The organism is Mesorhizobium sp. RCAM 06353 (assembly GCF_059683585.1).
Genome location: NZ_CM185031.1, coordinates 5,008,521 through 5,030,905, shown reverse-complemented (window position 1 = coordinate 5,030,905; position 22,385 = coordinate 5,008,521). Strand labels below are relative to the sequence as shown.

Below are 22,385 nucleotides of genomic sequence, written 5' to 3'. Positions count from 1 at the left end.
GCGCTTTCCCTTGGGAATTGCTCTGGGGTCCAGCACAAAGTCTTCAAGGCAAAAAGCCCGCCGGCTAGGCCGACGGGCTTCGACTGTTTGCCTGGAGGGGCTTACTTTAATTGAACTTGTATTTCGCGCCGATACGAACGGTCTGGAACGAAGCCTTGTCCGTCAGCGTACCATCCGGCGCTCCGAATTCGGACGAAAAGTCCTTCTTGCCGAACTGCGAATAGCGATATTCAAGGCCAACAGTCATATTGTTGGATACCGCCGTTTCGAGGCCGCCACCGATCGTGAAGCCACTCTTGCCCCAGTCGATGATGTCGCCGATCGGATCTGAAGCTTTGAGGTCGAAATGCTGGTAGCTGTAGCCGCCGATGACATAGGCTAGGGTCGATTCATTGACCTTGGCGCCGACGCGGGCCAAAGCATCGAAGCCGTAATCATTGTCGAGCTTGATCGAGCCGCCAGGGATGTCGAGTTTCGAGCGAATTCCAGAATAGCTGCCATCGAGCTGTACACCGGCAACCCAGCTGCCGAAATCATAGTCATAACCAATGCTGGCTTCGCCAAACACGCCTTCGCTGCCAATGCCATTGAGATCGAGAGCACCGCCACCAAGGTCGACGCCAAGGTCGTGAACCGCCGTGCCGGCGCCAAGCGCGCCACCAACATAGAAGCCGGTCCAGTTGTAGGTCGGGGCCGCAAATGAAGCACCACCACCGTTCTGCGCGCCGAAGCGATAGTTGGCAGCGATATGGAAGGTGTGGGTGGATGGCTCGACGTTCAGAGAACCGCCGCCAAAATCAAGAACCGACTTGTCGCCATAATTGGCATAGCGATATTCGGTCTTCAATGTCCAATTGCCGCTCAGCACGGTTTCCATGCCAGCGCCGAGCACATAGCCGCCCCGGTTTTCGGTAAAGCTCAGCCCATCGGCAAGGCCCGATCCATCAAGTTTGAAATGCTGCCAGCTGTAACCGCCGAGCACATAGCCGAGCGTGGTGGGGTTCAGAAGATAGCCAGCGCGCAGGCCGACATCGAAACCGTAGGAATTGGTCAGGTCGATATCGGTACCTGGAATGCTGATCGACGGCCCGATGTTTCCGCCGTTGGCGTCAATGAACCCGCCCAGGAGGAAACGCTCGGAAACCATATAGTCATAACCGGCGGTCAGTTCGCCGAATACGCCGTTGCCGCCGATGCCGTTGAAGTCGACAATCGGCGCGACGCTGAACTTGTGCACACTGGCGCCGAAGCCACCACCGATGCCGACATAAGCACCACTCCAGTTGAAACCGGACGCCTCAACAGGCTGCACCACATCAGCCGCATGTGCAGCCGACATCAAAGCCACTGCAGAAACGGCACCCAAAAGGAAAGATTTCGCAGAAACGCGAAGAAACATTGCCCAAACCCCTAATCAATAAACCCACCATGTCTCTAGCAGGGACTCGGCCAGATTTGGAATGACAAATATGCAACAGTTGTGGGTAAACCCACCCCTGCAACTGACACCGATCCGCCCAGTAACCAGGCTTGCCACCCTAGATCGACCAAGAAAAAGCCCGCCGGAACGAACCGGCGGGCAACAACAGCAAGTTGACTTTTTCTGGGTGTATCAGGCGGCCAGAACAGCTTTCGGCTCGACCAGTTCGTAGCCCAGCGCTTCGGCCACCGCACGATTCGTGATCTTGCCCTTGTGGACATTGAGGCCGTTGCGCAAATGATGGTCGTCGACCAGCGCCTTGAGGCCCTTGTCGGCAAGCTGCAGGCCGTAGTGCAGCGTCGCATTGTTCAGCGCATGGGCCGAGGTGACCGGCACGGCACCTGGCATGTTGGCAACGCAATAGTGGATGACGCCGTCGACCTCGTAGGTGGGCTCGGCGTGAGTCGTCGCATGCGAGGTCTCGAAGCAGCCGCCCTGGTCGATGGCGACGTCGACCAGCACCGAGCCCTTCTTCATGCCGGACAGCATTTCGCGGGTGACGAGCTTGGGTGCGGCAGCACCCGGGATCAGCACGGCGCCGACGACGATGTCGGCCGAGAAGCATTCTTCCTCGAGCGCCTCGACGGTCGAATAGCGGGTGTGGACACGGCCAGCGAAGAGGTCGTCGAGTTGGCGCAGGCGCGGGATCGAGCGGTCGATGATGGTGACGTCGGCGCCAAGGCCGGCGGCCATGCGGGCCGCGTGCAGGCCGACGACGCCGCCGCCGAGCACGGTGACCTTGCCGGGCAGCACGCCGGGCACGCCGCCGAGCAGAACGCCGCGGCCGCCATTGGCCTTCTGCAGCGCCGTCGCGCCGGCCTGGATCGACAGGCGGCCGGCGACTTCCGACATCGGCGCCAGCAGCGGCAGGCCGCCGCGGTCGTCGGTCACGGTCTCATAGGCGATTGCGGTCACGCCCGAAGCGAGCAGGCCCTTGGTCTGTTCCGGATCCGGAGCCAGGTGAAGATAGGTGTACAGGATCTGGCCGTCACGCAACTGCACCCACTCATTGGGCTGCGGCTCCTTGACCTTGACGATCATGTCCGACTTGGCGAACACGTCGGCAGCGGTCTTGGCGATGGTGGCGCCGGCAGCACGATAGGCATTGTCATCGGCGCCGATGCCGGCGCCAGCGCCGGTCTCGACCAGCACTTCGTGGCCATGCGCCACATATTCGCGGACCGCGCCTGGCGTGAGGCCGACACGATATTCGTGGTTCTTGATTTCCTTGGGGCAGCCGACGCGCATTGTCTTCTCCTGATCCGGGCCCTTTTGGGCTCACTCCCTGTATGGGTGAAGTGAACCATGAATCGGCTCGCAAGTGTTTGCGAATGCGCTTGCGCGGACGGTCAGGTTTCGATAATCGTTGCGCGAAATAGTCGGATATTCGCAGGATTCACGAAAAATGCCGCTCGACAGGATTGATATCGCCATTCTCGAGGCTTTGCAGAAGGATGGCAGGATACCCAATGCGGCGCTCGCCGAGAAGGTTGGCCTGTCGCAATCGGCCTGTTCGCGCCGGCTTGATAATCTGGAAAAATCCGGAACCATTCGCGGCTACCACGCGCGGCTTTCCAACGCAGCCCTTGGTCATCAGATGACGGCGATCGTGCATATATCGCTGTCGGGCCAGTTCGAGAAGACGCTGTCGGATTTCGAGGCGGCGATCAAGCGTTGCCCCAACGTGCTGTCCTGCCACCTGATGTCGGGCGAATACGACTACATCCTGCGCATCGCAGCAAAAGACCTGGTCGACTATGAACGGATCCACAAGGAGTGGCTGTCGGCGATGCCGCATGTGACGAAGATCAACTCGTCATTCGCCTTGCGTGAGATCGTCGACCGCACGGCGATGGGCATGAAGCCGGAAATGGCTTAGCGCCAAAGGCACACCCGGACGTCCTTGCCGACATAGCAGGCGCCTTCGCGGCGAAGTGCTTCCCAACGTTCGTCACCGTGCGTTTCGTCAATTTCGGAGTTGCTGTAGCCGGCCCAAACATCACCGTCCTTGTAGACATCTGCCCAGTAATCCCGGGACATTTCACCGGCCCCGCTATGTGTATCGGGATAGTCGATACCCGCAAAAACTTGCCGGGGCCCCTGGATATTGAAATCGCCGCCCGCCTCGATTTGATAGGAGCATTTTCCGGATATGCGGGTCTGACCGTCAACAACAAGCAGGCAACGGCCCCATTTGTAGTCGCTCGGCAAACGATGTGGTTTCGCATGCGCAGGCGACAAGGAAAACGCGATGACAAGGGCAGCTACGGCAGTTCGTCCGATCATCTTATCACCTGTTGTGAAACAGCCAGTCCAAGAGCGACCGTTGGATCCGCCCAGAGCGCATGTCGAAACGGTCCGACGCAGGATGGTCCGCTCAAAGGTCAGATTATTTATCGACCAAGTCGGATTTTTGTCACGTGACATCTGCGCTGCCGCGCGGCGGAAGTATGGAGAATTTCCCGAAACAGATGGGGTGATTGGGGTCTCGGCCGAGCCAGATGATGGCGGCTGCTCCTGTCGAAATGTGAAAACGTGGTCGATGTGAGTCGCCACAAACATTTGGAAGGAGCAGCCATGAAGTACTTTGCCGGACTGGACGTGTCTTTGGAAGAGACCTCTATTTGCATTGTCGACGAGACTGGCCGGATCGTGAAGGAGGCGAGAGCGTTGAGCGATCCGCAGGCGTTGTGTGAAGCGCTGAAGGGGACCGGCTTGCCGCTTGAGCGGATCGGCCTGGAAGCGTGCTCGCTGACGGCCTGGCTTCACGATGGATTGCACGCCGAAGGCTTGCCGGCGATCTGCATCGAGACGCGGCAGGCCAATGCGGCGATGAAGACCATGCCCAACAAGACCGATCGCAATGACGCCCGCGCGCTGGCGCAGATCATGCGCACCGGCTGGTATCAGCAGGTGCACGTCAAGAGCCGGCAGTGCCGGCTTTGGCGCTCGCTGCTGGTTGCCCGCCGCACGGTGCTGAACGAGATGCGTTCGATCGAGAACGTGGTGCGGGCGATGCTGCGCGAGGCCGGCGTCAAACTGGGCTTGCCGTCGCGCAGCGCTTTTGCCGGCCGCGTGCGGGAACTGGCCGGCGCCGACGCCCAGATGATGGCGATGGTCGAGCCGCTGCTTGCGATCCTCGCCGTCATGCTGGGAGAGTTCGCCCGCCTGACCAAGCAGGTTCTCGATATCGTGCGCAAGGAGGAAGTCTGCCGGCGGCTGATGAGCGCGCCGGGCGTCGGGCCGATCACCGCGCTTGCCTTCCGCGCCACGATCGACCGGCCGGAGCGGTTCGGCTCGTCGCGGGCGGTAGGGGCGCATCTGGGGCTGACGCCGGCGCGCTACCAGTCCGGCGAGACCGACATCCAGGGAAGGGTCAGCCGCTGCGGCGATGAACTCGCCCGCACCGCCCTCTACGAGGCAGCGCATTCGCTGCTCGTGCGATCGAAGAAGTGGTCGAGCCTCAGGGCCTGGGGCATGACCATCGCCAGGCGCCGGGGCATGGCGCGGGCGCGGGTGGCGGTGGCCCGCAAGCTGGCGGTCATCCTGCATCGCATGTGGGCCGAGGCAACCGAATTCCGCTTTGGAAAGGAGCCTGCCGCGGTGGCGGCGTGAACCGAGGCCAATCAAAGGAACACGCAACACGAACAAAGCCTTCGCCCGAAAGGGCGATGCCCGGATCGTTCCGTGGGGACGATGGGCGAGGCGATCTCGTTGAGAGTCCCGAACCTGCCGGCCAAAACTCGGCAAAGTCGTGAAACAGATTGAGACGCCTCGCTCTCCTGACCCCATCATGCGGCGGCCAGAGCGCCGACCGCGAAGAGAAGCGAGTGACCCACGGAACGGTCCAGAAAAAAGTGCAGGAGCATCTTGACCTCAACGACCCCAATCAGAGAAGGCTCTCAGGCCTCCGTCACCATCCGATCCATTGGAATGTCGTGCGGCTGCGGATAGATGGTGGCGATGCGCTGCAGTTCGTAGCCGACGCCGATGACCAGCGGCTTGAACGGCATGGCGGCCAGCGTGCGGTCGAAGAAGCCGCCGCCATAGCCCAGGCGATAATTTGCCGGATCAATGCCGACGATCGGCGAGATGACGATGTCGGGCAGCACCGGATCGCCCTCGGCCGGGATCGGGATGTTCCAGATGCCTTTTTCCAACCGGTCGCCGGATTTGTAGGCACGGAAGATCAGCGGTTGCCCTTTCTCGACGACGATGGGCAGCGCCGTGCGGCCGCCGCGATCATTGACGGATGCCATCCATGGCCGCAAATCCGGCTCACCGCGAAACGGCCAGTAAAGACTGACCATGCGGCCACTGACCGCGCCGATGATCGCGTCGAGCCCTTCGGCAATACGCTGGGACATGGCCGTTCTGGCGTCGGCCGAAACAGCGAGGCGAGCCGCGATCAGGCGTTCGCGCTCTGCCTTGCGCCAGCGTCTCACATCTGCCCAGTCCGACAGCGATGTCTGAAACGCGGGATCGAGTTCATGCATGAAGCAGGGCGGCGAGGAATACTGCGCCGGAGCCAGGTCGTCATGATCGTTGGCCATGCCTTACCTCGTAAGCCTGTTCGATGACGCTATACCTCGCGACACGATGCATCTTGTGCGTTCACGACATGGGACGACGAGTCCCGGGCACTGTCCTTCTGTTGCTGCATTGCACAAAAATACCTACATCTACGGTAGGCAATCTTACCGGCAGGGTGAATGAGATGAACGAAGCCAGCCATCATGTCGTCGTTGTCGGCGCGGGTTTCGGCGGCCTCGAACTCACCCGCGGGCTGTCGGGCGCACCGGTGCGCATCACCATGATCGACAAGCGCAACCATCATCTTTTCCAGCCGCTGCTCTACCAGGTGGCGACGACGGCACTGGCAACCTCCGAGGTTGCCTGGCCGATCCGTCACCTCCTGCGCAAGCGCAAGGACGTGACGACGCTGCTGGCCAACGTCACCGGCGTCGACCGTGCCGGCAAACGCGTGTTGCTCGATGACGGCAGCGCCGTCACCTACGACACGCTGGTGCTCGCCACCGGCGCACGCCATGCCTATTTCGGCCACGATGAATGGGAGCCTTTCGCGCCGGGCCTGAAAACGCTTGAGGACGCCACCACCATCCGGCGTCGCATTCTCCTGGCCTTCGAGCAGGCCGAGCGGGAAACCGATCCCGCCAAACGCCAGGCGCTGCTGACAATTGCGATCGTCGGCGGTGGGCCGACCGGCGTGGAACTGGCCGGCACCATCGTTGAGCTGGCGCACGACACGCTGCGCGGCGAGTTCCGCAACATCGATACGCGGCAAACGCGCGTGGTGCTGATCGAGGCCGGCGACCGCATCCTCGCCAATTTCGCGCCAAAACTCTCCGACTATGCCAGCAGGGCGCTCGAGCGGCTTGGCGTGACGGTCGAACTCGGCCGGGCTGTAACGCGCTGCGACGCCGAAGGTGTTGTGTTTGGCGACAAGCAACTGGAGGCGAGAACGATCCTGTGGGCAGCCGGTGTTGCCGCTTCGCCCGCCGCCGAATGGCTGGGAGCGAAGGCGGACCGCGCCGGCAGGGTGCTCGTCGAGCCCGACCTCAGCGTGCCCGGCAGCCCGGAGATTTTTGTCATCGGCGACGCCGCCCTTGTGCTGCGGCCCGATGGACGGCCGGTACCCGGCGTGGCGCCTTCCGCCAAGCAGGAGGGCCGCCATGTCGCGGCGACCATCAAGGCCAGGCTCGGCGGCGATAGCACCACGCGGCCATTTCACTACAAACATGCCGGCGATCTGGCGACGATCGGCAAACGCGCCGCCGCGATCGATTTCGGCTGGATCAAGCTCACGGGCTGGCTCGCCTGGTGGCTGTGGGGCATTGCGCATATCTATTTTCTGATCGGCTTCCGCAACCGGCTTGCGGTTTCCTTGAGCTGGCTATGGATCTACGTCACAGGCCAGCGCAGTGCCCGGCTGATCACCCAGGGCGACGACGACAAGACCTGACTTTTCTTCACTGTCGCATTCATCCGCGCGTCATCTGTCGCTGATCGACTGGCGCTCCAATGCGCGCGACTTCTTGACCCCACTTAAACACCGCCTGTAAGAATATGTTATTATATCAGCACGTTAGGCGCGCGCCGGCGCGTGTTACCACTACATTTTGGGGATGATCTCAGGCGAGTTGTTCGTCGAGGTTGTGTGGCAGAGCGATGCCAGATGCCTTGAAGACGTTGCCCACTTGGCCCGTAACGTGAGTTCTGGTTGTGACGATGCGACCATCCTTTTCGATGGTGGCTTCCTGGAGGCGGTCGAGATCGCGTAGGAGCGGCTGCCATTCGGGCGTCAGGCCTTTGGCCCGGCAGAGGCGGCGCAGTTCCTTGCTGAGCACGAGCGCCAGGAACGAGCAAAACACATGCCCGCGGATGGCGGCATCGGATTGGTGGAAGATCGGCCGGGTATTGAAGGTTGCCTTGGCGGCGCGGAACAGGCTCTCGACCTCGAGCAAATCGCGATACCGCAGCACGGCCTGGAGCGGGGTCACCTTCGCGTTGGTCCGCACCACGGTGAGGCCGTCGTACCGGGCTTCCTCGGCAAGCTTGCCGACATCGATCTTGAAGTTCTTGCCGCTGGCCTTGAGGTAACGCCGGTAGGCCGAGTTGCCGACCAGTGCCTTGTCGCCCTTCTTGAGCTGTGCCTCGAGGCCGGCGATGATCGCCTGGCGGTCGGCCTTGTCCTTCTCGGCCTCGGCGTCATTGCGGCTGACAATGTAGCGGTCTTTACCGACCTTGACCTCTTTGACCCACAACTGAGTTTCACCGCGCTGGCGCTCGAGAACGAGCGGAACCATCGGTGCCGCGTCATTGAGCACGACGTTGTGGATCACGCTGCTCGAGCGTTCGCGGGCCCCCAGAATGTATTCCATGCCCAGCTTTTCGAGCGCGGCGATGGTATCGGCGCTGATCATGCCGCGATCGGCGACAACGCAGGCGCGTGTGACGCCGAAGCGCGTTCGCAGCCGATCGACCACCGGCAACAGGACGGTCACGTCAGCGGTGTTGCCGGGCACCATCTCGGTGCAGATCGGCCGGCCCTCGGCATCAACGACCAGCGCCAGGATCATTTGCGCCAGATCGGGGCGGAAGTCCTTGGAATGCCCGCGCTTGCCCAGCGTCTCGCCGCCCGCGCCATGGAAGGACAACGAGGTTGTGTCCATGAACACAAGGCTGAGGTCGGTGAACAGGTCCTGCCGGCGCGCGAAGAGCTTTTCCTCGATCACGTCTTTCACGCAGCGCGCCACCAGCGCGCCTTGCGCCTTTTCGCCGAGTTCCTCGCCCAGCCACGCCATGGCCCGGTAAAAGTGATGGAGCGCCAGACCCTCGGCGCCCTCGATACCATAATCGGCCATCCAGTTCGCGCAGTCGCGGTCCGAGCCGGACACGAACAGCCGATGCAACGTGCCAATGAACACCGCCCGTTCCACCGCAAAGCCGAACTGGCGCCCCTCCAGCACCTCTTCCAGCACATCGCCGATCCCGAGCCGCTGCCACAGCCGCCCGAACAACAGCGGACCGCCAATGCGGCGAGAGGCAATCCGCCCCGCGTCAATGTCGGACAGGATGAGGCTGCGTTCGCCATGGCGCGCAATCGAGGCCGCCAATCTGTCAAGTTCGCCGCTGGCAACCAGCGCATCCTTGCGGCCCAGCGCCTTTATCGTGCGCTGGCGAACGGTTTTGCCGTCGCGGACACTTTCCACGAGGTAGAGATAGCGGTGGCCGCGCGCGACTCTCTCAACGACAAACATGCCAGCGTTGTTAGCGAATAAATGCCGTCAAATCCATACAGAACCACGATAACAGCACAAATGTTGTTACCACACATTTTCGCGCCGGAAATTCAAGGCAAGTGAATTCAATAGCTTAACTGACAGCGTTCGCCATCCGTTCACCTCCAACTGTTCAAGTCGGGCTTGAGTGGACTTGAGCCGGTTTCAGCGCCAAGTTCGCTTCGGGTCAGGGCGTGTCACGTTGTTGATGAGGAGAAAACATGTCGCAACTGCTCCACCCAGTCTCCCGCCGCGGTTTTCTCGCGGGTGCCGCAGCCACAGGGGCGCTGATCGTGCTTCATCCCTTCTCCGCCCGTGCGCAAGCCAACCAGGCGCATCTTCGCATCATGGAAACCACCGATATCCATGTGAATGTGCTGCCTTATGATTATTACGCCGACAAAGCCAACGACACGATGGGCCTGTCGCGCACGGCATCCCTGATCGACGCGGTGCGCAAGGAAGCCGTCAATTCGATGCTGATCGACAATGGCGACCTGCTGCAGGGCAACCCGATGGGCGACTACATCGCCTACGAGAAGGGCCTGAAGGACGGCGATCTGCATCCGATCATGAAAGGCATGAACCTGCTCGGCTACGAGTGCTCGACGCTCGGCAACCACGAGTTCAACTACGGCCTGTCCTTCCTGGACAAGGTGCTGGCCGGCGCCAACTTTCCGTTCGTCTGCGCCAATCTGATCCGCGGCACCGAGCTTGCCGCCAACCCGCGCGACGACAAGCTCTACCTCAAGCCCTACGTGATCCTCGACAGGAAGATCAAGGATGGTTCGGGTGCCGAGCAGCCGATCAGGATCGGCGTTATCGGGTTCGTCCCGCCGCAGATCATGGTCTGGGACCTCAAGAACCTTGAGGGCAACGTCAAGACGCGCGACATCGTCGAGGCGGCCAAGGCCTGGGTGCCGCAGATGAAGGAAGAGGGCGCCGACATCGTTATCGCGCTTTCCCATTCCGGCATCGATGTGAAGCAGGGCGGCATGATGGAGAACGCCTCGTTCTTCGTCGCCGGCGTCGATGGCATCGATGCCGTGTTCACGGGCCACCAGCATCTGGTGTTCCCCGGCAAGAAGGATTTCCAGTCGCTCGAGGGCGTCGACACGCAAAAGGGCACGCTGCAGGGCAAGCCGGCCGTCATGGGCGGCTTCTGGGGTTCGCATATGGGTCTGATCGACCTGATGCTGGAGCGTGACGGATCGAAATGGAAGGTCGTTTCCGCGACCTCCGAGGCGCGGCCGATCTTCGAGCGCGTCGACAACAAGAACAAGCCGACTGTTCCCGACGACAAGCGTATCATCGCCGCCCTCGAACAGGACCACCAGGCGACCCTGGCCTATGTGCGCCGTCCTGTCGGCAAGACTTCGGCGCCGCTCTATTCCTATTTCTCGCTGGTCGCCGACGATCCGTCGGTGCAGGTCGTCAGCCAGGCGCAGACCTGGTACTTGAAAGACATTCTCAAGAGCACGCAGTGGAAGGATGTGCCGCTGCTGTCGGCCGCCGCTCCCTTCAAGGCCGGTGGGCGCAACGGCGCCGACTACTACACCGACGTGCCGGCCGGCGACATCGCCATCAAGAACGTCGCCGACCTCTATCTCTACCCGAACACCGTGCGCGCCGTCGAAATCACGGGTGCGCAAGTGAAGGAATGGCTGGAAATGTCGGCCGGCATCTTCAACAAGATCGAGGCCGGGAAGGCCGACCAGGCGCTCATCAACACCGATTTCCCATCCTACAATTTCGACGTCATCGACGGCGTCACCTACAAGATAGACCTGTCGCAGCCGCCGAAATATGATGCCAAGGGCGGCGTGGCGAATGCTGGCGCCAATCGTATCGTCGACTTGATGTTCGGCGGAAAGCCAATTGATCCCAATCAGAAATTCGTCGTTGCGACCAACAACTACCGGGCCGGCGGCGGCGGCAATTTCCCTGACATCAATGCCTCGAAGATCATCTATGAGGCACCGGACACCAACCGCGACGTCATCGTTCGCTACATCGTCAGCCAGGGTACGATCAACCCGTCTGCCGACGACAACTGGTCGTTCGCGCCACTGCCAGGCACCAGCGTCGTGTTCGAGACAGGCGTCAAGGCAAAGGACTTCATCGCCGACGTGAAGTCGCTGAAGATCGAACCGGCGGGCGAGGGCGAAGCCGGTTTTGCTAGATATCGCATCACGCTTTGAGGAAAGGCACAAACCACGCAACAGGTGCGTGGTTTTGTTTTCTTCCGCAGTGCTGCTTCAGTCGGTTGCAGGCGTCGGCGTCAACGGCAAGGCTGTCACGGGGGCTTGCGGGCTGACTGGCTGCGTCGGCTCGAGCGACGTGCCCGTCGGGTCGCTGGGCACGGTCAAGGGCGTCATCCCGGCCGGAACATGCACCCCGTGAATGGTCGAGGTCGGTGTGTTGTCGACGAGATCGCTCACACCAGGCGTCAAGGTTGGGCTGATGCTGTGGCCCAGCGGATCGTTCATGACGATGGGTGGAGTGATGCGCCGTGCGTCGGCTGTGGATACGGCGGCAAGCAGGACGGCAATGGCAGCAACAATTCGCTTCAAGGAAGCCTCCTATGGTCAGAGGCGCTCGGCGTTGGGGATTGGGCGCGGGCGTCGGATGCGGCAGAACGCCCGCCAGGCGCTCACGGTTGCATCACGTTGGCATCAGGAAATCGCGATCGAAAACGGCGAAGCACGCCAACCGGTAATCGACCCGGCCGTCATCTCCAGCAGTGCTGACTTCCGATGGCAACGAAATCGAGAGCGTATCGACCTACGCCTTGTAGACCACCTGGCGCACATCGATGTAGCTGGCGCGAAAGCCGGCTTCGCAATAGTGCAGGTAGAACTCCCAGAGCTTCTTGAAGCGATCGTCGAAGCCGAGCGGCACGATCTTGTCCCAGGATACCCAGAAGCGCTGCCGCCATTCGGCAAGCGTACGCGCATAGTCGTCCGGAAACACGCGCTCACGCAGATGCGCCAGGCCATGATCCGCGCCCAGCGCCTTCAGGATCGACGGTGTCGGCAGCATGCCGCCCGGAAAGACGTAGCGCTGGATGAAATCCGGCCTGGCGCGATAGGTGTCGTAGGCGGCTTCGTTGATGGTGATGATCTGCAGGCCCGCGGTGCCGCCGGGCCTCAGGCAAGCCTTCATCTTGCCGAAGAACACCGGCCAGTATTTCTCACCGACCGCCTCGAACATCTCGATCGACGCGATGCGGTCGTAAGTCCCTGTTTCGTCGCGGTAATCCTGCAGCTTGATATCGACCTTGTCCGCAAGTCCGGCCTTGGCGATGCGTGCCTTGGCGAAATCGTGCTGTTCGCGGCTGATGGTCAGCCCGGTAACGCGGCAGCCGATTTCGCGTGCCGCGAATTCGGCAAAGCCACCCCAGCCGCAGCCGATTTCCAGCACATGATCCTTTTTGCCGATACCCGTATCCTTGGCCAGCGCCCGGTATTTGGCGGCCTGGGCGCTTTCCAGGTCGTTGGCGCCATTCGCGTAAAGCGCCGAGGAATAGGTCATGCTGGGGTCGAGCCATTCCTTGTAGAAAGCGTTGCCGAGATCGTAATGCGCCGAGATATTGCGCTTCGAGCCGGTGCGTGTGTTCTCGTTGAACCAGTGGCGGATGCGCTGGACGGTGTTGATGAGCCAGCTGGCGCCACCGGCGACGCGTTCTCCGATCGCCGAATTGACCACGAACAGTTCCAGGAAACTGGTGACATCAGGGCTCTCCCAATCGCCGTCCATATAGGATTCGGCAACGCCGATCGTGCCGCCGGAAAAGGCGCGGCCTGGCAGGCGCCAGTTCTTAAGCACCAGTTCGGCGTCCGGGCCGGGTCCCTTGCCACCGACGAGAACGGCGCGACCATCCGGCATCCTGACCTTGAGCGTACCACGCGGCAGGTTCATCGCCGCCGACAGCACCATGCGCGCCTTGGCCGGCAGACCTTTGACGATCTCGGCGAAATTGAACTCGTCAAGCCTGACCGCTTCGCCCGGCGCTACGCTATGATGGTCCCCGTCTGCCATTTCATGCCCCTGGATTTCCGTGGTGCCGGCGCAATTGCCGGGCCACGGTTCTCTTGGATCATCCGCCAGGTTCGAACACCCTTGCCTGGTCCCGTTGGCTCACGGGTTCGGCGACAGGCGGGTCGAACGAAAGCGCGCGCCCGTTAACCGGAGCTTCCGCGCTTCCCAGCGAATGCCGGCCTCAATCTTCCACGTCATGAGGGGGAACTTCAAGAGGCAAGCCGTCAGCTGGGCTGTGCCACGTGGCGTTCAGCATTTTCGTCGAGTCGCTGCTGCCCAAAATCAAAAAACGTCTATGGTCGCAGTCGCGCTTGTGCGATAGCTTTAGCCATGCGTTATGTAGTCGTCATTGCCGCCATCGCGTTCTTCCTGATCTGGGACGGCCTCTACAATCAGGGCCGGTATCTCGACATATCGGTCAGGGAGTTCTCCCATGCTGTGCGCTACGTCACCGGCAAGGCATAATATCCCCTTTTAGAGATAGCAGCCCCGGCGCTTCTGCAAGGTGTCCGTTGCTGCGAGATGAGGTCCGGCCCCATCCGGGCGCGTCGCAAGGACGCGTGGCGCCATGGACGGTTGACGCGAGGGGACCGCCGTCACTAAAGACCCCGACATTCAGATCGAGGAGGCGGGATTGATCCGGCATATCGTTTTCTTCAGCGCGCGGCGCAGGGAGGATGTGGAGGCAGTGCGCACCGGGCTGCTGGCGCTCGGCAACATTCCTCATTCCAGTCGCTTCGAGGTCACTTTGAACACCAAGGTCGACCCGCTGTCGGATGAAGTCGATGTCGTTGTCTATGCCGAGTTCGCCGATGACGCGGCGCTGGCCGCCTACAAGGCCCATCCGCTCTATGCGCAGACCACAGCCAAGGTCAAACCATTGCGTGAACTGCGCTATTCAGCCGATGTCGTGGCAGGCAGCTGATCCAGCGCCTGTGGCAGTTGATCCAGCGCCTGCGGCAGCTTACCGAGCGCCTGCGGCAGCTGACCGAGCGTCTGCTCGAGCAGGTGACGTTTTCGACGCCCCATGAAATAGCCCGGCAGCACGTGGAGGCCGCCAGGCAGATGGTTGGCCTGCCGCCAGGCCTTCAACTCGGCCAGCGCGACGCCGAAATGGCCCTGCGCCGCCGCTTTCAGCGTGCCGCGCACCGTCAGATAGCTGAGGATCGACCCGTAGCCGACTGATCGATAATCGGGACAGCGGCCGACGAAATCGTCCAGCCCCTTGATATAGCCGGCATGGTTGCGCGAGATCGAGTTCGCCGATCGGTATTTCCACACGTCGGTGGCGGTGCCGAAGGCGATGCAATGCCGTCTCGCCAACCGCAGCAGCAACTCACGATCCTGATGGCGGCGCAGGTCCGGATCATAGCCACCGATCGCGTCAAAAGCTGTGCGGCGAACCGTGACGGTCGAATTGGTCAATGGAATGCAATGGCAGAGCAGGAGCTGCCGCAGTTTCTCTCCATCGGGCGTCATACCAGGCAAGCGGTGGATGCGTTCACCGCTGTCCGAAATGTCGCTGAAGCCGTCTATGCTACAGTCAATATCCGGGTTCTCATCGAAGAAGGTGATAAGCCGGTCCAACCGCCCGGGGCGGAAGGCATCATCCGAATCGAGAAAGGCGATGAGCGGCGCGGTGGACAGGGCGGAACCTTCATTGCGAGCCTTGTTGGCGCCGGCCGGCACCGGCATCCGGCGCCATTTCAGGCGCACATCGTCGAGCGAGGCCAGATAGCTGTCGGTCCCGTCCGCCGACCCATCGTCTATCACCACCAGCTCGATATCCATTCGGAGGCTGCCGAGGACGGATGCCAGCGTGCGTGGCAGGCTTTCGCGGCGGTTTCTGGCTGGAACCACGACGGTAAGGCGCGGTGTGACGGCGCGCCCGATTTCCCTGGGAAAGAATGCTGGAAGGACTGTCACAGCCGAAACTCGTGCATGGTGGTGCGGATGCAGCCGAAGTCGGCCTTGAAGGGTTCGTCACCGATGGTGAAATCGAAGGCTGTGCCGCCCTCGGCAGCCCAGGCAGCCATGACCCGGTCAAGCACTACGCGACCGGGCGAATGACGAGCGTGGGAGACATAGTCGCATGCCAGCAGAATGTAACGGAAGCAGTCGCCGTCGACCAAGCCGGAGACAAAGGCGACCGGGCCATCCTTGGAGGCAAGGCGCCAGGTTCGTGCAAGGCCGGAGCGTGCGCCGTTGGTGGCGACATCCGATGTAGAATTCAAGGCCGCGTGCCGTCTGCAGCGGATCATTGGAAAAGCGCCCGGTGCGGAAGTCGCGTGCTGCAACCATGGCCTGACGCACACCGTCCGGCTCGACCAATTCCAGTGTCAGCCCACCGGCCTCGGCTAGTTTGCGCGCCTTCCGGTCAAGTCTGGCGGCGTCACGGCGGCCGAGATTCGTCCGGCGCCATTCAGCATAGGGATTGCCATAGCGCACGGCGTGCGCGCCGAAGTCGAGCGGGGAAGGCTCGACCCCCAGCAGAGAACGCCAATGATGCAGATGGCTGTGATGGACAGGTCCAATTCTCAAATCAGCATGAAGCCCAACGACATCGCGAAAATGCCATGCGGTTTGCGCGCCAACCCTTATGCCTCTGGCTACGATCGGACAGGCATAATCGGTGACGCCCAGAAAGGCATATTCGACCCATCCCCGCCCATTGCCGTTCTTGTGCCGGACCAGGGGAACCAGCAGCTGCAACTCGCCGTCGCGGTCCCGGCCGGTGACTACCAGCGGCTCGACATCATGGGCCGGAGCGATGTTGCGATAGAAGGCCGAAAGCCAGTCGGGATGCTGGAAGGCCGATGCTGATGCGCTGGCATACAGCCGTCGATACGCCTCAGAACCGAAATCGAAGCGATCGGTCGCCTCGATCAGGATCGGCCGTTTGGAAATCGGATGCTCCGGTGCGGCCAGGTCAAGCACGTTTCAGCCCCGTGAAAAGGCGCCTGAACGCCTGCTGCGGGAGAAGGGCAGGGTCGTCGAGGCCTATGCGGGGTCCAACCGGCAAGTCCACGGCCCGCAAGGCGGCGTACAGTCGGTCTTCCCCGAGTCTCTGGGTTTCGACCCGTTGGGGGAGTGTTTCCTTATAGATCGTGCTGTGGGAACCGTGCGCCGGATTGGTGTTGATCTCAAAGATCTGTGGATGCCCATCGACCAGCGAGAAATCGGCACGCCCGTAATCGATGCCGGCAAGGTCGAAAGCCCGGCGCAGCACGTCTTCATAAAGATTGCCTTCGACAAAGCGGCGCTCGTTTTCGAGGAATGTCTCCAGCTTCGGATGGGCGAGGAGTCTCTGCTTGTCCTGCACGTCCTTGGCCGCCCAGCGGAAATCGACGGCATTGTGATGAGCGATCAGCCGATGGCCGACGCGATAGGTGGCAAAACGCTGCCAGACGCCGGGGCTGACCTCCTGTCCGGCATATTCGATCACCAGCTTGCCGGCCAGCGGTATCCCGTTGACCTTCATCCGGCTCAGGGTTGCATCGAGCGCCGGCTGGTCCGCGATCAACTCGAGCTCGGCCGAGAGGTGGTCGAACTCGTTGCGGATGAAGACGGGAAAGGAATTCGGACGTGGCCGGTTCTCGCAACGCCAGGCCGAGAAGCGGTTGATACCGGCCGCATTCAAGGCTTTCAGCAGGTCATGGCGGCTAAGCACATGGGCGGGATGGTTGAGAACGCGGGCGCCGCCGCGCTCGAGCCGGTTGGCGACCCTGGCGGCCAGCGCAATCTCGAAGTTCGAAAGCCGCTCATGATCCGTAAAGACCCAGGTGCCGGAGCGCAATTCCCTCTGCCGGAAGAGGCGCTCGTAGCTCCAGTGGCGTGCATTGCCCAACTGATGAACAAGGTGCCGAACGGTATAGCCGTGGCTGCGCGTGGTGACGAAATTGATCAAGCACCATCCGGCGAACCGCCGTCCTCCTGCAGCGCCAGAATTCCTTTCGAGGAGCGCGACCCGGTCTTCGAACCTGTGAGAACCGACGCATAGAGGGCGAGGTTGAGTGTAACCGCGCGATCCAGCGAGAAATCCTGTACGCGCCGGCGCCCTCTTGCAACGAGCACTTCTTCTGCGCGGCCATCGGCAAGCATCTGAAGCGTTCGCTCAATAAGCTCTTCGCGCCGTCCTTCGGGCCGGAGCGCCAGTGCTTCCGGACGACCGGCCACGTCAGTCACGCCGCCGACGGCATAGGCAACCGTCGGCACGCCGGCTGCCATCGCTTCGAGCAGGACACTGCCGAACGCTTCACGTCTTGAAGGCAGGATCATGAGGTCGGATATCTTGAGCGCCTTCTTGACCTCGGCCGGTGAGACAAATCCGGTGATGGTCCACCAGCCTGGTCGCGAGATCGCCGCGAGCGCCGCTTCAAGCTTGCCGCGATCGGGGCCATCTCCGCAGATGAGCAGGAACACGCCTTTTTCGGACAGGCGCTCGACAAAAGCGGGCAAGTCCCGCCAACCTTTTTCTGCACTGATACGGCCGATGAAACTGACGATTGGTCGCCTGTCCGGGATGCCGTGATCGCCGCGAAAGATCTGAAGCGTCTCTGGAGCGATCGGGCGCTGGAAAGCTTCAAGGTCGACGGTGTCGGGAATCACGTCGACGCGCGAGGCATGAACTCCCAACTCGCCCGCCGCTCTCCGGCCATACGTCTCGGTCAGAGCGACGACTCGGCTTGCCGACTTCAAGGCCATCCGCTCGATCCAGCGAGTGACGTCATATGATTTGCCCTCGAGCCGGAGCGCATCCCGAAACCCGGACCACAAAGGCGTGTTCATCGAGACGACAAGCGGTATCTTCAGCCTGCCGACAATGATGGCGATGATCCTGCACCAGATCGAATGGTTGAAATGGATGTGGACGACATCGTAGCGGCCTCGGGCGCGAAGCAACTCCGGTATCGCGCCCAGAAACCAGCTGAAGCAAAGCATTGGGCCGGCCAGAAACGCCGGCAGCCAGAAACCCGTGCATTTGACCCGCATCGTCAGAGATAGTTGCACGTGCCTTGGGCTGCCTGGAATGTAGCTGGTCAGAACCGTCTGGGTCGTGCCGGCCTTGTCCATGGCTTGCGCGATAGTCCATGTCTGGTTCTGCAATCCACCAACCGGATCGAACGCAACCGGCCATTTGCCGGGTCGGTAGAAATGCGGCGTAATCCGCAAGATCCTGAGCATGCTGTTGCCCGTCATCCGTCGTTCCAGCCATGCACGCAGGGCAATGGGCGCCATTCGACGTCGAATCGCGACGTCGTGACAATTGTCCAAGACGGAATTCGCAGCATCCCCCATGCGGGGGATATCGTTACGTCAAATCCTGCGGCGGCAGAAGAGAAAAGGGGCGACCATTTCTGGTGGCAGTTGCGCTACCGCTGGCGGTGAGGATCGCAATCACGTCTTGAACCGTGTTGCGGAATGATGCACATCGCGCCTCAAATGACCCGAACAGCCGGCATTCATCCGCTCGATCATCTGGTGCTGCCGACGCAGAGCCTCGATGTGGCACGAGCCCGGCTCGCTTCGCTGGGCTTCGTCGTCGCACCGACCGGGATCCATCCCTTTGGAACGGAAAACTGCTGCGTTTTCCTCGCCGATGGCACCTATCTGGAGCCACTGGCGATCGGCAATGAACAGGCAGCGATCAAGGCGGCTGCCGAGGGCAATGTCTTCGTCGCGCGCGACCGCCTCTATCGCGACAGCCGCGGCGAGGAAGGATTTTCCGCGGTCGTTCTCGGCACGGACAATGCCGACGCCGATCATGCGCGCTATGTCGGGGCCGGGCTGTCGGCGGGAGACACGCTGAGCTTTTCACGCGCTTTCATGGATACATCGGGCAAGAGCGATCTGGCGTCATTCAAGCTCGCCTTTGCTGCGACCAGCGGAGCAACCGACGCGTTCCTGTTTGCCTGCCAGCGGATCAACGCACCGAAAGTGGACCGTACGGCTCTGCAGGCCCACGCCAATGGCGCCACGGGCATTGTGGAGGTGGTGGCGGTCAGCGACCAGCCTGCCGAACAGATCAGGCTGATCTCGGTGGCGGTGAACGATCCTGCCGCCGATGGCGGGGCGTTTCTCCTGCCGAACGCTACTTTGAGCGTGCTGGACCCCAAGTCCTTCACCGCCCGCTTTGGCATTCCGGCCGGGTCAGCGACGAAACTTCGCTTCGCGGCGATCGTCTTTGCCGTCCGAAACATTGATGTCACGTCACGGCTGCTTGCAGCCAATTCCATCCAGCACGATATAGCGGGCAATGACATTGTCGTGCAGCCGGCGTCCGGACAGGGCGCGGCTTTCATCTTCCGGGAGATCCCATGAGCAAGTCCCAAGCGTCCAATTCGATGGCGCCCAATTCGTCGGTAACGGTCGGCAATGTCGTTTTCGACAACAACGCGGCTTTGGCGCTGATCGCCGGCCCGTGCCAGTTCGAATCGCGCCAGCATGCCTTCGACATGGCCGGCGCGCTGAAGGAACTGACCGGCAAGCTCGGCATCGGCCTCGTCTACAAGACGAGCTACGACAAGGCCAACCGCACCTCGCTGTCGGCAACACGCGGCGCCGGCATGGACGCCGCACTTCCGGTCTTCGACGAACTGCGCAAGGAATTTTCGCTTCCCGTGCTGACCGACGTCCACACCGAGGAACAATGCGCGATCGTCGCGCCGCATGTCGATGTGCTGCAGATTCCGGCCTTCCTGTCGCGCCAGACCGATATGCTGGTTGCCGCTGCGAAAACGGGCAAGGTGATCAACGTGAAGAAGGGGCAGTTCCTTGCCCCCTGGGACATGAAGAACGTGGTTGCCAAGATCACCGGTTCCGGCAACGCCAATGTCTTGACCACCGAGCGCGGCGCGTCCTTCGGCTACAACACGCTGGTGTCTGACATGCGCGCGCTGCCGATCATGGCGGAAATCGGCGCACCGGTGATCTTCGACGCCACGCATTCGGTGCAGCAGCCGGGCGGGCAGGGCGGTTCCTCGGGTGGCGAGCGCCGCTTTGTCGAGACGCTGGCGCGTGCGGCCGTCGCCGTCGGCGTTGCCGGCGTGTTCATCGAGACCCATCAGGATCCGGACAATTCGACATCTTCAGATGGCCCGAACATGCTACCGCTGAAGGATATGCCGGCGCTTCTCGAAAGGCTGATGGCATTCGATCGCATCGCCAAAGGCCGCTAAAGCGCCCTGAGGGACGTGCTTCAAGCGCCTGCATGTCAGTTGTTCTGGGCTGACCGCCTCATGTCGATCGCGAACACCGCGTAATAGTCCACGCCTGGCATCGGCGCCGTGACGGTCAGGATCCAGCGCACATTGCCATGCTGGCGCTCGTAAACCGGCGGGCCGTTCGAGGGCAGGGCATCGGCCGGGATTGCAAAGGCGAAGGGAATGCCCACGCTCGACTGCACGGAACCACGCGGCACGACGAGCTTTTCCTCGTATCTGAGCTCTTCCTTGTAGGTTGATTTGTCCCCGGCGATCGTATTCACGGCAGGTCCGCCGACTCGGTAGGTTCTGATACATCGCAATTTGACGACGTAGTCACCGGAAGGAGACAGATCGCGGCTCGCCCGGAGCCGGCCTTCGAAGCGTCCGCCAGATTTTGCCAGCCCCGCCTCTAGCGTCGTTGCGCCGAATTTGCGCACGCGCAATGTGTCACGGATCGCCTTTAGCAATGCGTAGAGCCCGATGACGGCAAACACGACCGGGACGAAGACCAGTGGATTGAATTCGCGGTCGTTAACGTTGAAGTTGAGCGGCAGTTCGAAATACCAGGGGATCAGGGCGGCGATCAGCACCATGGCGCCGGCAAAGTAGTAGCCGCTGGACGCATTTGCGGCATTGGCATCAACCACAGGTGACGGCGGCTGCGCCGCTGCTGGCTGCTGACTGCGCCTTCGGGCCATTGCCGCCTCACAAAACGATCGGACGCTTCCTCAATGCCACGCTGGACGGCGGCATGACAATGGCCCCGACGGCGCCGCGCTTGTGGAAGCCATAAGCCGGTTGTACGCTTGGCCGGCAAATGAGCGTTTTGGCAGGAGGAAGCCATGTCCGTCGCCCGCGTCACCGAAATCACCTCGTCGTCGAAGAAGAGCTTTCAGGACGCCATCGAAAAGGGAATCGCCCGCGCTTCGAAAACCCTGAAGAACGTCGAAGGCGCCTGGATCCAGGATCAGAAGATCGTCGTCGAGGACGGCAAGATCGCGGCCTACCGCGTCAACATGAAGGTCACTTTCATCCTCGCGGAGTGATTGGCCGCCGCCGAAAAAGTCGGGAACTTTCGCCCGCGCCCCTCATTGTCAAAGCAGAGTTCAACGACAACGAGGAGCAGATCATGACAACTCAGACAGGTCACACCGAAGCCATTGCCGCTTCGCGCGTCATCGGCACGTCGGTCTACAACACCGAAGGCAAGAGCATCGGCAGCATCGAGGACATCATGCTCGACAAGACGTCGAACGGCATCATGTTCGCGGTGATCGGCTTTGGTGGCTTTCTCGGCATAGGAGAGAAATACCATGCCGTTCCCTGGGCAAGTCTCGACTATGACGAGCACAAGGGCGGTTATGTCGTGCCATTCTCGAAGGATCAGCTGAAGGCAGCGCCCGCCTATTCGATCAACGAACTGGCCGGTGCGGATGGCGAGACCGCGCGCGATGCCTCGTATGAGTACTACAAGGTCACGCCCTACTGGCATTGACGCAACCTCAATCAAAAAGGGCCTCGTTTCGACGAGGCCCTTTTTTATTCAAGACAACGCTATTCGCTGGTGCTCAACGCCGGCAAAGGCGCGAAGGCCTTCGGTGGCGATTGTTGGGTGTCGCACGACGTCAGGAACGCCGCCGCAATCAGGAACAAACTCAAGATACCGCTCAACTCGGACATGGCGAAACTCCTCCTGTTTCGCCCCGCGCATCGAAACCATAGCTCGAAATGCGCGTCTGATGACATGACTTATGATGACAGAAATTTGCGCTTCGTGAATCGGGCTGGCGGCACTATTCGGCCATGGCCGGATTGCCTTTTGCGCCGCTTTGGCTAAGACGGGCGCGACCTTTCGTC

General features: G+C 61.5%; 24 protein-coding genes. 11 read left to right on the top strand and 13 right to left on the bottom strand.

Annotated elements, in window-relative coordinates:
• Nucleotides 1–106 precede the first annotated feature (106 nt).
• Entirely contained in the window at nt 107–1,339 is a 1,233-nt protein-coding gene (locus AC56QX_RS24265) for an outer membrane protein (protein WP_497111070.1), read from the bottom strand.
• Between the two features lie 273 nt (nt 1,340–1,612).
• Nucleotides 1,613–2,728, bottom strand: a complete 1,116-nt coding sequence (gene ald, locus AC56QX_RS24260; protein WP_027045017.1) for an alanine dehydrogenase — start codon at nt 2,726–2,728, stop codon at nt 1,613–1,615.
• A gap of 157 nt (nt 2,729–2,885) precedes the next feature.
• Here ald and AC56QX_RS24255 point away from each other — a divergent pair, with 157 nt between their 5' ends.
• Complete coding sequence (locus AC56QX_RS24255) at nt 2,886–3,359, top strand: Lrp/AsnC family transcriptional regulator (protein WP_013531467.1); 474 nt, start codon at nt 2,886–2,888, stop codon at nt 3,357–3,359.
• On the opposite strand, the gene AC56QX_RS24250 is transcribed toward AC56QX_RS24255, so the two are convergent.
• Nucleotides 3,356–3,766, bottom strand: coding sequence for a hypothetical protein (locus tag AC56QX_RS24250; protein WP_497111069.1), 411 nt, complete (start codon nt 3,764–3,766; stop codon nt 3,356–3,358). The genes AC56QX_RS24255 and AC56QX_RS24250 overlap by 4 nt on opposite strands.
• 291 nt (nt 3,767–4,057) lie before the next feature.
• On the opposite strand from AC56QX_RS24250, the gene AC56QX_RS24245 reads away from it, so the two are divergent.
• On the top strand, nt 4,058–5,095 hold the full coding sequence (locus AC56QX_RS24245; RefSeq protein ID WP_497111068.1) for an IS110 family RNA-guided transposase: 1,038 nt from the start codon (nt 4,058–4,060) through the stop codon (nt 5,093–5,095).
• 287 nt (nt 5,096–5,382) lie between these two features.
• On the opposite strand, the gene AC56QX_RS24240 is transcribed toward AC56QX_RS24245, so the two are convergent.
• Complete coding sequence (locus AC56QX_RS24240) at nt 5,383–6,033, bottom strand: 5-formyltetrahydrofolate cyclo-ligase (RefSeq protein ID WP_497111066.1); 651 nt, start codon at nt 6,031–6,033, stop codon at nt 5,383–5,385.
• A gap of 164 nt (nt 6,034–6,197) precedes the next feature.
• Between AC56QX_RS24240 and AC56QX_RS24235 the strand changes: the two genes are divergently transcribed.
• Nucleotides 6,198–7,463 carry an NAD(P)/FAD-dependent oxidoreductase gene (locus AC56QX_RS24235; protein WP_497111065.1) on the top strand — a complete coding sequence of 422 codons (1,266 nt, stop codon included), beginning with the start codon at nt 6,198–6,200 and terminating at the stop codon, nt 7,461–7,463.
• Nucleotides 7,464–7,632: 169 nt separating this feature from the next.
• Here the strand turns inward: AC56QX_RS24235 and AC56QX_RS24230 are convergent, their stop codons facing one another.
• Nucleotides 7,633–9,261: an IS1634 family transposase gene (locus AC56QX_RS24230; protein ID WP_497111064.1), complete on the bottom strand. Its 1,629-nt coding sequence runs from the start codon at nt 9,259–9,261 to the stop codon at nt 7,633–7,635.
• 242 nt (nt 9,262–9,503) lie between these two features.
• Here AC56QX_RS24230 and AC56QX_RS24225 point away from each other — a divergent pair, with 242 nt between their 5' ends.
• Nucleotides 9,504–11,483: a bifunctional 2',3'-cyclic-nucleotide 2'-phosphodiesterase/3'-nucleotidase gene (locus AC56QX_RS24225; protein WP_497111063.1), complete on the top strand. Its 1,980-nt coding sequence runs from the start codon at nt 9,504–9,506 to the stop codon at nt 11,481–11,483.
• 57 nt (nt 11,484–11,540) lie between these two features.
• Here AC56QX_RS24225 and AC56QX_RS24220 read toward each other — a convergent pair whose 3' ends face one another.
• Nucleotides 11,541–11,855, bottom strand: a complete 315-nt coding sequence (locus AC56QX_RS24220) for a hypothetical protein (RefSeq protein ID WP_497111062.1) — start codon at nt 11,853–11,855, stop codon at nt 11,541–11,543.
• A gap of 211 nt (nt 11,856–12,066) precedes the next feature.
• Nucleotides 12,067–13,323, bottom strand: a complete 1,257-nt coding sequence (locus tag AC56QX_RS24215) for a class I SAM-dependent methyltransferase (protein ID WP_497111061.1) — start codon at nt 13,321–13,323, stop codon at nt 12,067–12,069.
• A gap of 330 nt (nt 13,324–13,653) precedes the next feature.
• Here AC56QX_RS24215 and AC56QX_RS24210 point away from each other — a divergent pair, with 330 nt between their 5' ends.
• Together AC56QX_RS24210 and AC56QX_RS24205 are read left to right on the top strand one after the other, a co-directional pair.
• Nucleotides 13,654–13,788, top strand: coding sequence for a hypothetical protein (locus AC56QX_RS24210; protein ID WP_475450872.1), 135 nt, complete (start codon nt 13,654–13,656; stop codon nt 13,786–13,788).
• A 169-nt stretch (nt 13,789–13,957) separates the two neighbouring features.
• The gene (locus AC56QX_RS24205) at nt 13,958–14,248 is read left to right on the top strand and encodes a Dabb family protein (RefSeq protein ID WP_497111060.1); all 291 of its coding nucleotides are present in this window, start codon (nt 13,958–13,960) and stop codon (nt 14,246–14,248) included.
• Here the strand turns inward: AC56QX_RS24205 and AC56QX_RS24200 are convergent.
• Both AC56QX_RS24200 and AC56QX_RS24195 read right to left on the bottom strand, forming a co-directional pair.
• A complete protein-coding gene (locus AC56QX_RS24200; protein WP_497117866.1) occupies nt 14,218–15,183 on the bottom strand; it encodes a glycosyltransferase family 2 protein in 966 nt (321 codons plus the stop codon). The two genes, AC56QX_RS24205 and AC56QX_RS24200, sit on opposite strands and share 31 nt — an antisense overlap.
• 62 nt (nt 15,184–15,245) lie before the next feature.
• Complete coding sequence (locus AC56QX_RS24195) at nt 15,246–15,584, bottom strand: GNAT family N-acetyltransferase (protein ID WP_497111059.1); 339 nt, start codon at nt 15,582–15,584, stop codon at nt 15,246–15,248.
• A 241-nt stretch (nt 15,585–15,825) separates the two neighbouring features.
• Between AC56QX_RS24195 and AC56QX_RS24190 the strand changes: the two genes are divergently transcribed.
• Entirely contained in the window at nt 15,826–16,146 is a 321-nt protein-coding gene (locus tag AC56QX_RS24190; protein WP_497111057.1) for a hypothetical protein, read from the top strand.
• 106 nt (nt 16,147–16,252) lie between these two features.
• Here the strand turns inward: AC56QX_RS24190 and AC56QX_RS24185 are convergent, their stop codons facing one another.
• Nucleotides 16,253–17,230, bottom strand: a complete 978-nt coding sequence (locus AC56QX_RS24185) for a hypothetical protein (protein WP_497111055.1) — start codon at nt 17,228–17,230, stop codon at nt 16,253–16,255.
• Complete coding sequence (locus AC56QX_RS24180; RefSeq protein ID WP_497111053.1) at nt 17,227–18,522, bottom strand: glycosyltransferase family 4 protein; 1,296 nt, start codon at nt 18,520–18,522, stop codon at nt 17,227–17,229. Before AC56QX_RS24180 ends, AC56QX_RS24185 begins: the two co-directional genes overlap by 4 nt.
• 243 nt (nt 18,523–18,765) lie before the next feature.
• Between AC56QX_RS24180 and AC56QX_RS24175 the strand changes: the two genes are divergently transcribed.
• Nucleotides 18,766–19,644: a VOC family protein gene (locus AC56QX_RS24175; protein ID WP_497111051.1), complete on the top strand. Its 879-nt coding sequence runs from the start codon at nt 18,766–18,768 to the stop codon at nt 19,642–19,644.
• Nucleotides 19,641–20,501 (top strand): 3-deoxy-8-phosphooctulonate synthase, encoded by an 861-nt coding sequence (kdsA, locus tag AC56QX_RS24170; RefSeq protein ID WP_497111049.1) that lies wholly within the window; start codon nt 19,641–19,643, stop codon nt 20,499–20,501. The genes AC56QX_RS24175 and kdsA overlap by 4 nt, the downstream gene beginning before the upstream one ends.
• Nucleotides 20,502–20,536: 35 nt before the next feature.
• On the opposite strand, the gene AC56QX_RS24165 is transcribed toward kdsA, so the two are convergent.
• Nucleotides 20,537–21,121, bottom strand: coding sequence for a hypothetical protein (locus AC56QX_RS24165; protein WP_497111048.1), 585 nt, complete (start codon nt 21,119–21,121; stop codon nt 20,537–20,539).
• Nucleotides 21,122–21,370: 249 nt separating this feature from the next.
• On the opposite strand from AC56QX_RS24165, the gene AC56QX_RS24160 reads away from it, so the two are divergent.
• Both AC56QX_RS24160 and AC56QX_RS24155 read left to right on the top strand, forming a co-directional pair.
• Nucleotides 21,371–21,574 (top strand): dodecin family protein, encoded by a 204-nt coding sequence (locus AC56QX_RS24160; RefSeq protein ID WP_027045027.1) that lies wholly within the window; start codon nt 21,371–21,373, stop codon nt 21,572–21,574.
• An 83-nt stretch (nt 21,575–21,657) separates the two neighbouring features.
• Nucleotides 21,658–22,023 carry a PRC-barrel domain-containing protein gene (locus AC56QX_RS24155; protein ID WP_477444865.1) on the top strand — a complete coding sequence of 122 codons (366 nt, stop codon included), beginning with the start codon at nt 21,658–21,660 and terminating at the stop codon, nt 22,021–22,023.
• Between the two features lie 59 nt (nt 22,024–22,082).
• Here the strand turns inward: AC56QX_RS24155 and AC56QX_RS24150 are convergent, their stop codons facing one another.
• Nucleotides 22,083–22,208, bottom strand: coding sequence for a hypothetical protein (locus tag AC56QX_RS24150; RefSeq protein ID WP_475450867.1), 126 nt, complete (start codon nt 22,206–22,208; stop codon nt 22,083–22,085).
• Between the last annotated feature and the right edge of the window lie 177 nt (nt 22,209–22,385).

Excerpts from the sequence above, each read along its gene's own strand:
- AC56QX_RS24265 (WP_497111070.1), bottom strand. The coding sequence starts at position 1,339 with ATGTCGGCTGCACATGCGGCTGATGTGGTGCAGCCTGTTGAGGCGTCC.
- ald (WP_027045017.1), bottom strand. The coding sequence starts at position 2,728 with ATGCGCGTCGGCTGCCCCAAGGAAATCAAGAACCACGAATATCGTGTC.
- AC56QX_RS24255 (WP_013531467.1), top strand. The coding sequence starts at position 2,886 with ATGCCGCTCGACAGGATTGATATCGCCATTCTCGAGGCTTTGCAGAAG.
- AC56QX_RS24250 (WP_497111069.1), bottom strand. The coding sequence starts at position 3,766 with ATGATCGGACGAACTGCCGTAGCTGCCCTTGTCATCGCGTTTTCCTTG.
- AC56QX_RS24245 (WP_497111068.1), top strand. The coding sequence starts at position 4,058 with ATGAAGTACTTTGCCGGACTGGACGTGTCTTTGGAAGAGACCTCTATT.
- AC56QX_RS24240 (WP_497111066.1), bottom strand. The coding sequence starts at position 6,033 with ATGGCCAACGATCATGACGACCTGGCTCCGGCGCAGTATTCCTCGCCG.
- AC56QX_RS24235 (WP_497111065.1), top strand. The coding sequence starts at position 6,198 with ATGAACGAAGCCAGCCATCATGTCGTCGTTGTCGGCGCGGGTTTCGGC.
- AC56QX_RS24230 (WP_497111064.1), bottom strand. The coding sequence starts at position 9,261 with ATGTTTGTCGTTGAGAGAGTCGCGCGCGGCCACCGCTATCTCTACCTC.
- AC56QX_RS24225 (WP_497111063.1), top strand. The coding sequence starts at position 9,504 with ATGTCGCAACTGCTCCACCCAGTCTCCCGCCGCGGTTTTCTCGCGGGT.
- AC56QX_RS24215 (WP_497111061.1), bottom strand. The coding sequence starts at position 13,323 with ATGGCAGACGGGGACCATCATAGCGTAGCGCCGGGCGAAGCGGTCAGG.
- AC56QX_RS24210 (WP_475450872.1), top strand. The coding sequence starts at position 13,654 with ATGCGTTATGTAGTCGTCATTGCCGCCATCGCGTTCTTCCTGATCTGG.
- AC56QX_RS24195 (WP_497111059.1), bottom strand. The coding sequence starts at position 15,584 with ATGATCCGCTGCAGACGGCACGCGGCCTTGAATTCTACATCGGATGTC.
- AC56QX_RS24190 (WP_497111057.1), top strand. The coding sequence starts at position 15,826 with ATGATGCAGATGGCTGTGATGGACAGGTCCAATTCTCAAATCAGCATG.
- AC56QX_RS24180 (WP_497111053.1), bottom strand. The coding sequence starts at position 18,522 with ATGACGGGCAACAGCATGCTCAGGATCTTGCGGATTACGCCGCATTTC.
- AC56QX_RS24175 (WP_497111051.1), top strand. The coding sequence starts at position 18,766 with ATGACCCGAACAGCCGGCATTCATCCGCTCGATCATCTGGTGCTGCCG.
- kdsA (WP_497111049.1), top strand. The coding sequence starts at position 19,641 with ATGAGCAAGTCCCAAGCGTCCAATTCGATGGCGCCCAATTCGTCGGTA.
- AC56QX_RS24165 (WP_497111048.1), bottom strand. The coding sequence starts at position 21,121 with ATGGTGCTGATCGCCGCCCTGATCCCCTGGTATTTCGAACTGCCGCTC.
- AC56QX_RS24160 (WP_027045027.1), top strand. The coding sequence starts at position 21,371 with ATGTCCGTCGCCCGCGTCACCGAAATCACCTCGTCGTCGAAGAAGAGC.
- AC56QX_RS24155 (WP_477444865.1), top strand. The coding sequence starts at position 21,658 with ATGACAACTCAGACAGGTCACACCGAAGCCATTGCCGCTTCGCGCGTC.
- AC56QX_RS24150 (WP_475450867.1), bottom strand. The coding sequence starts at position 22,208 with ATGTCCGAGTTGAGCGGTATCTTGAGTTTGTTCCTGATTGCGGCGGCG.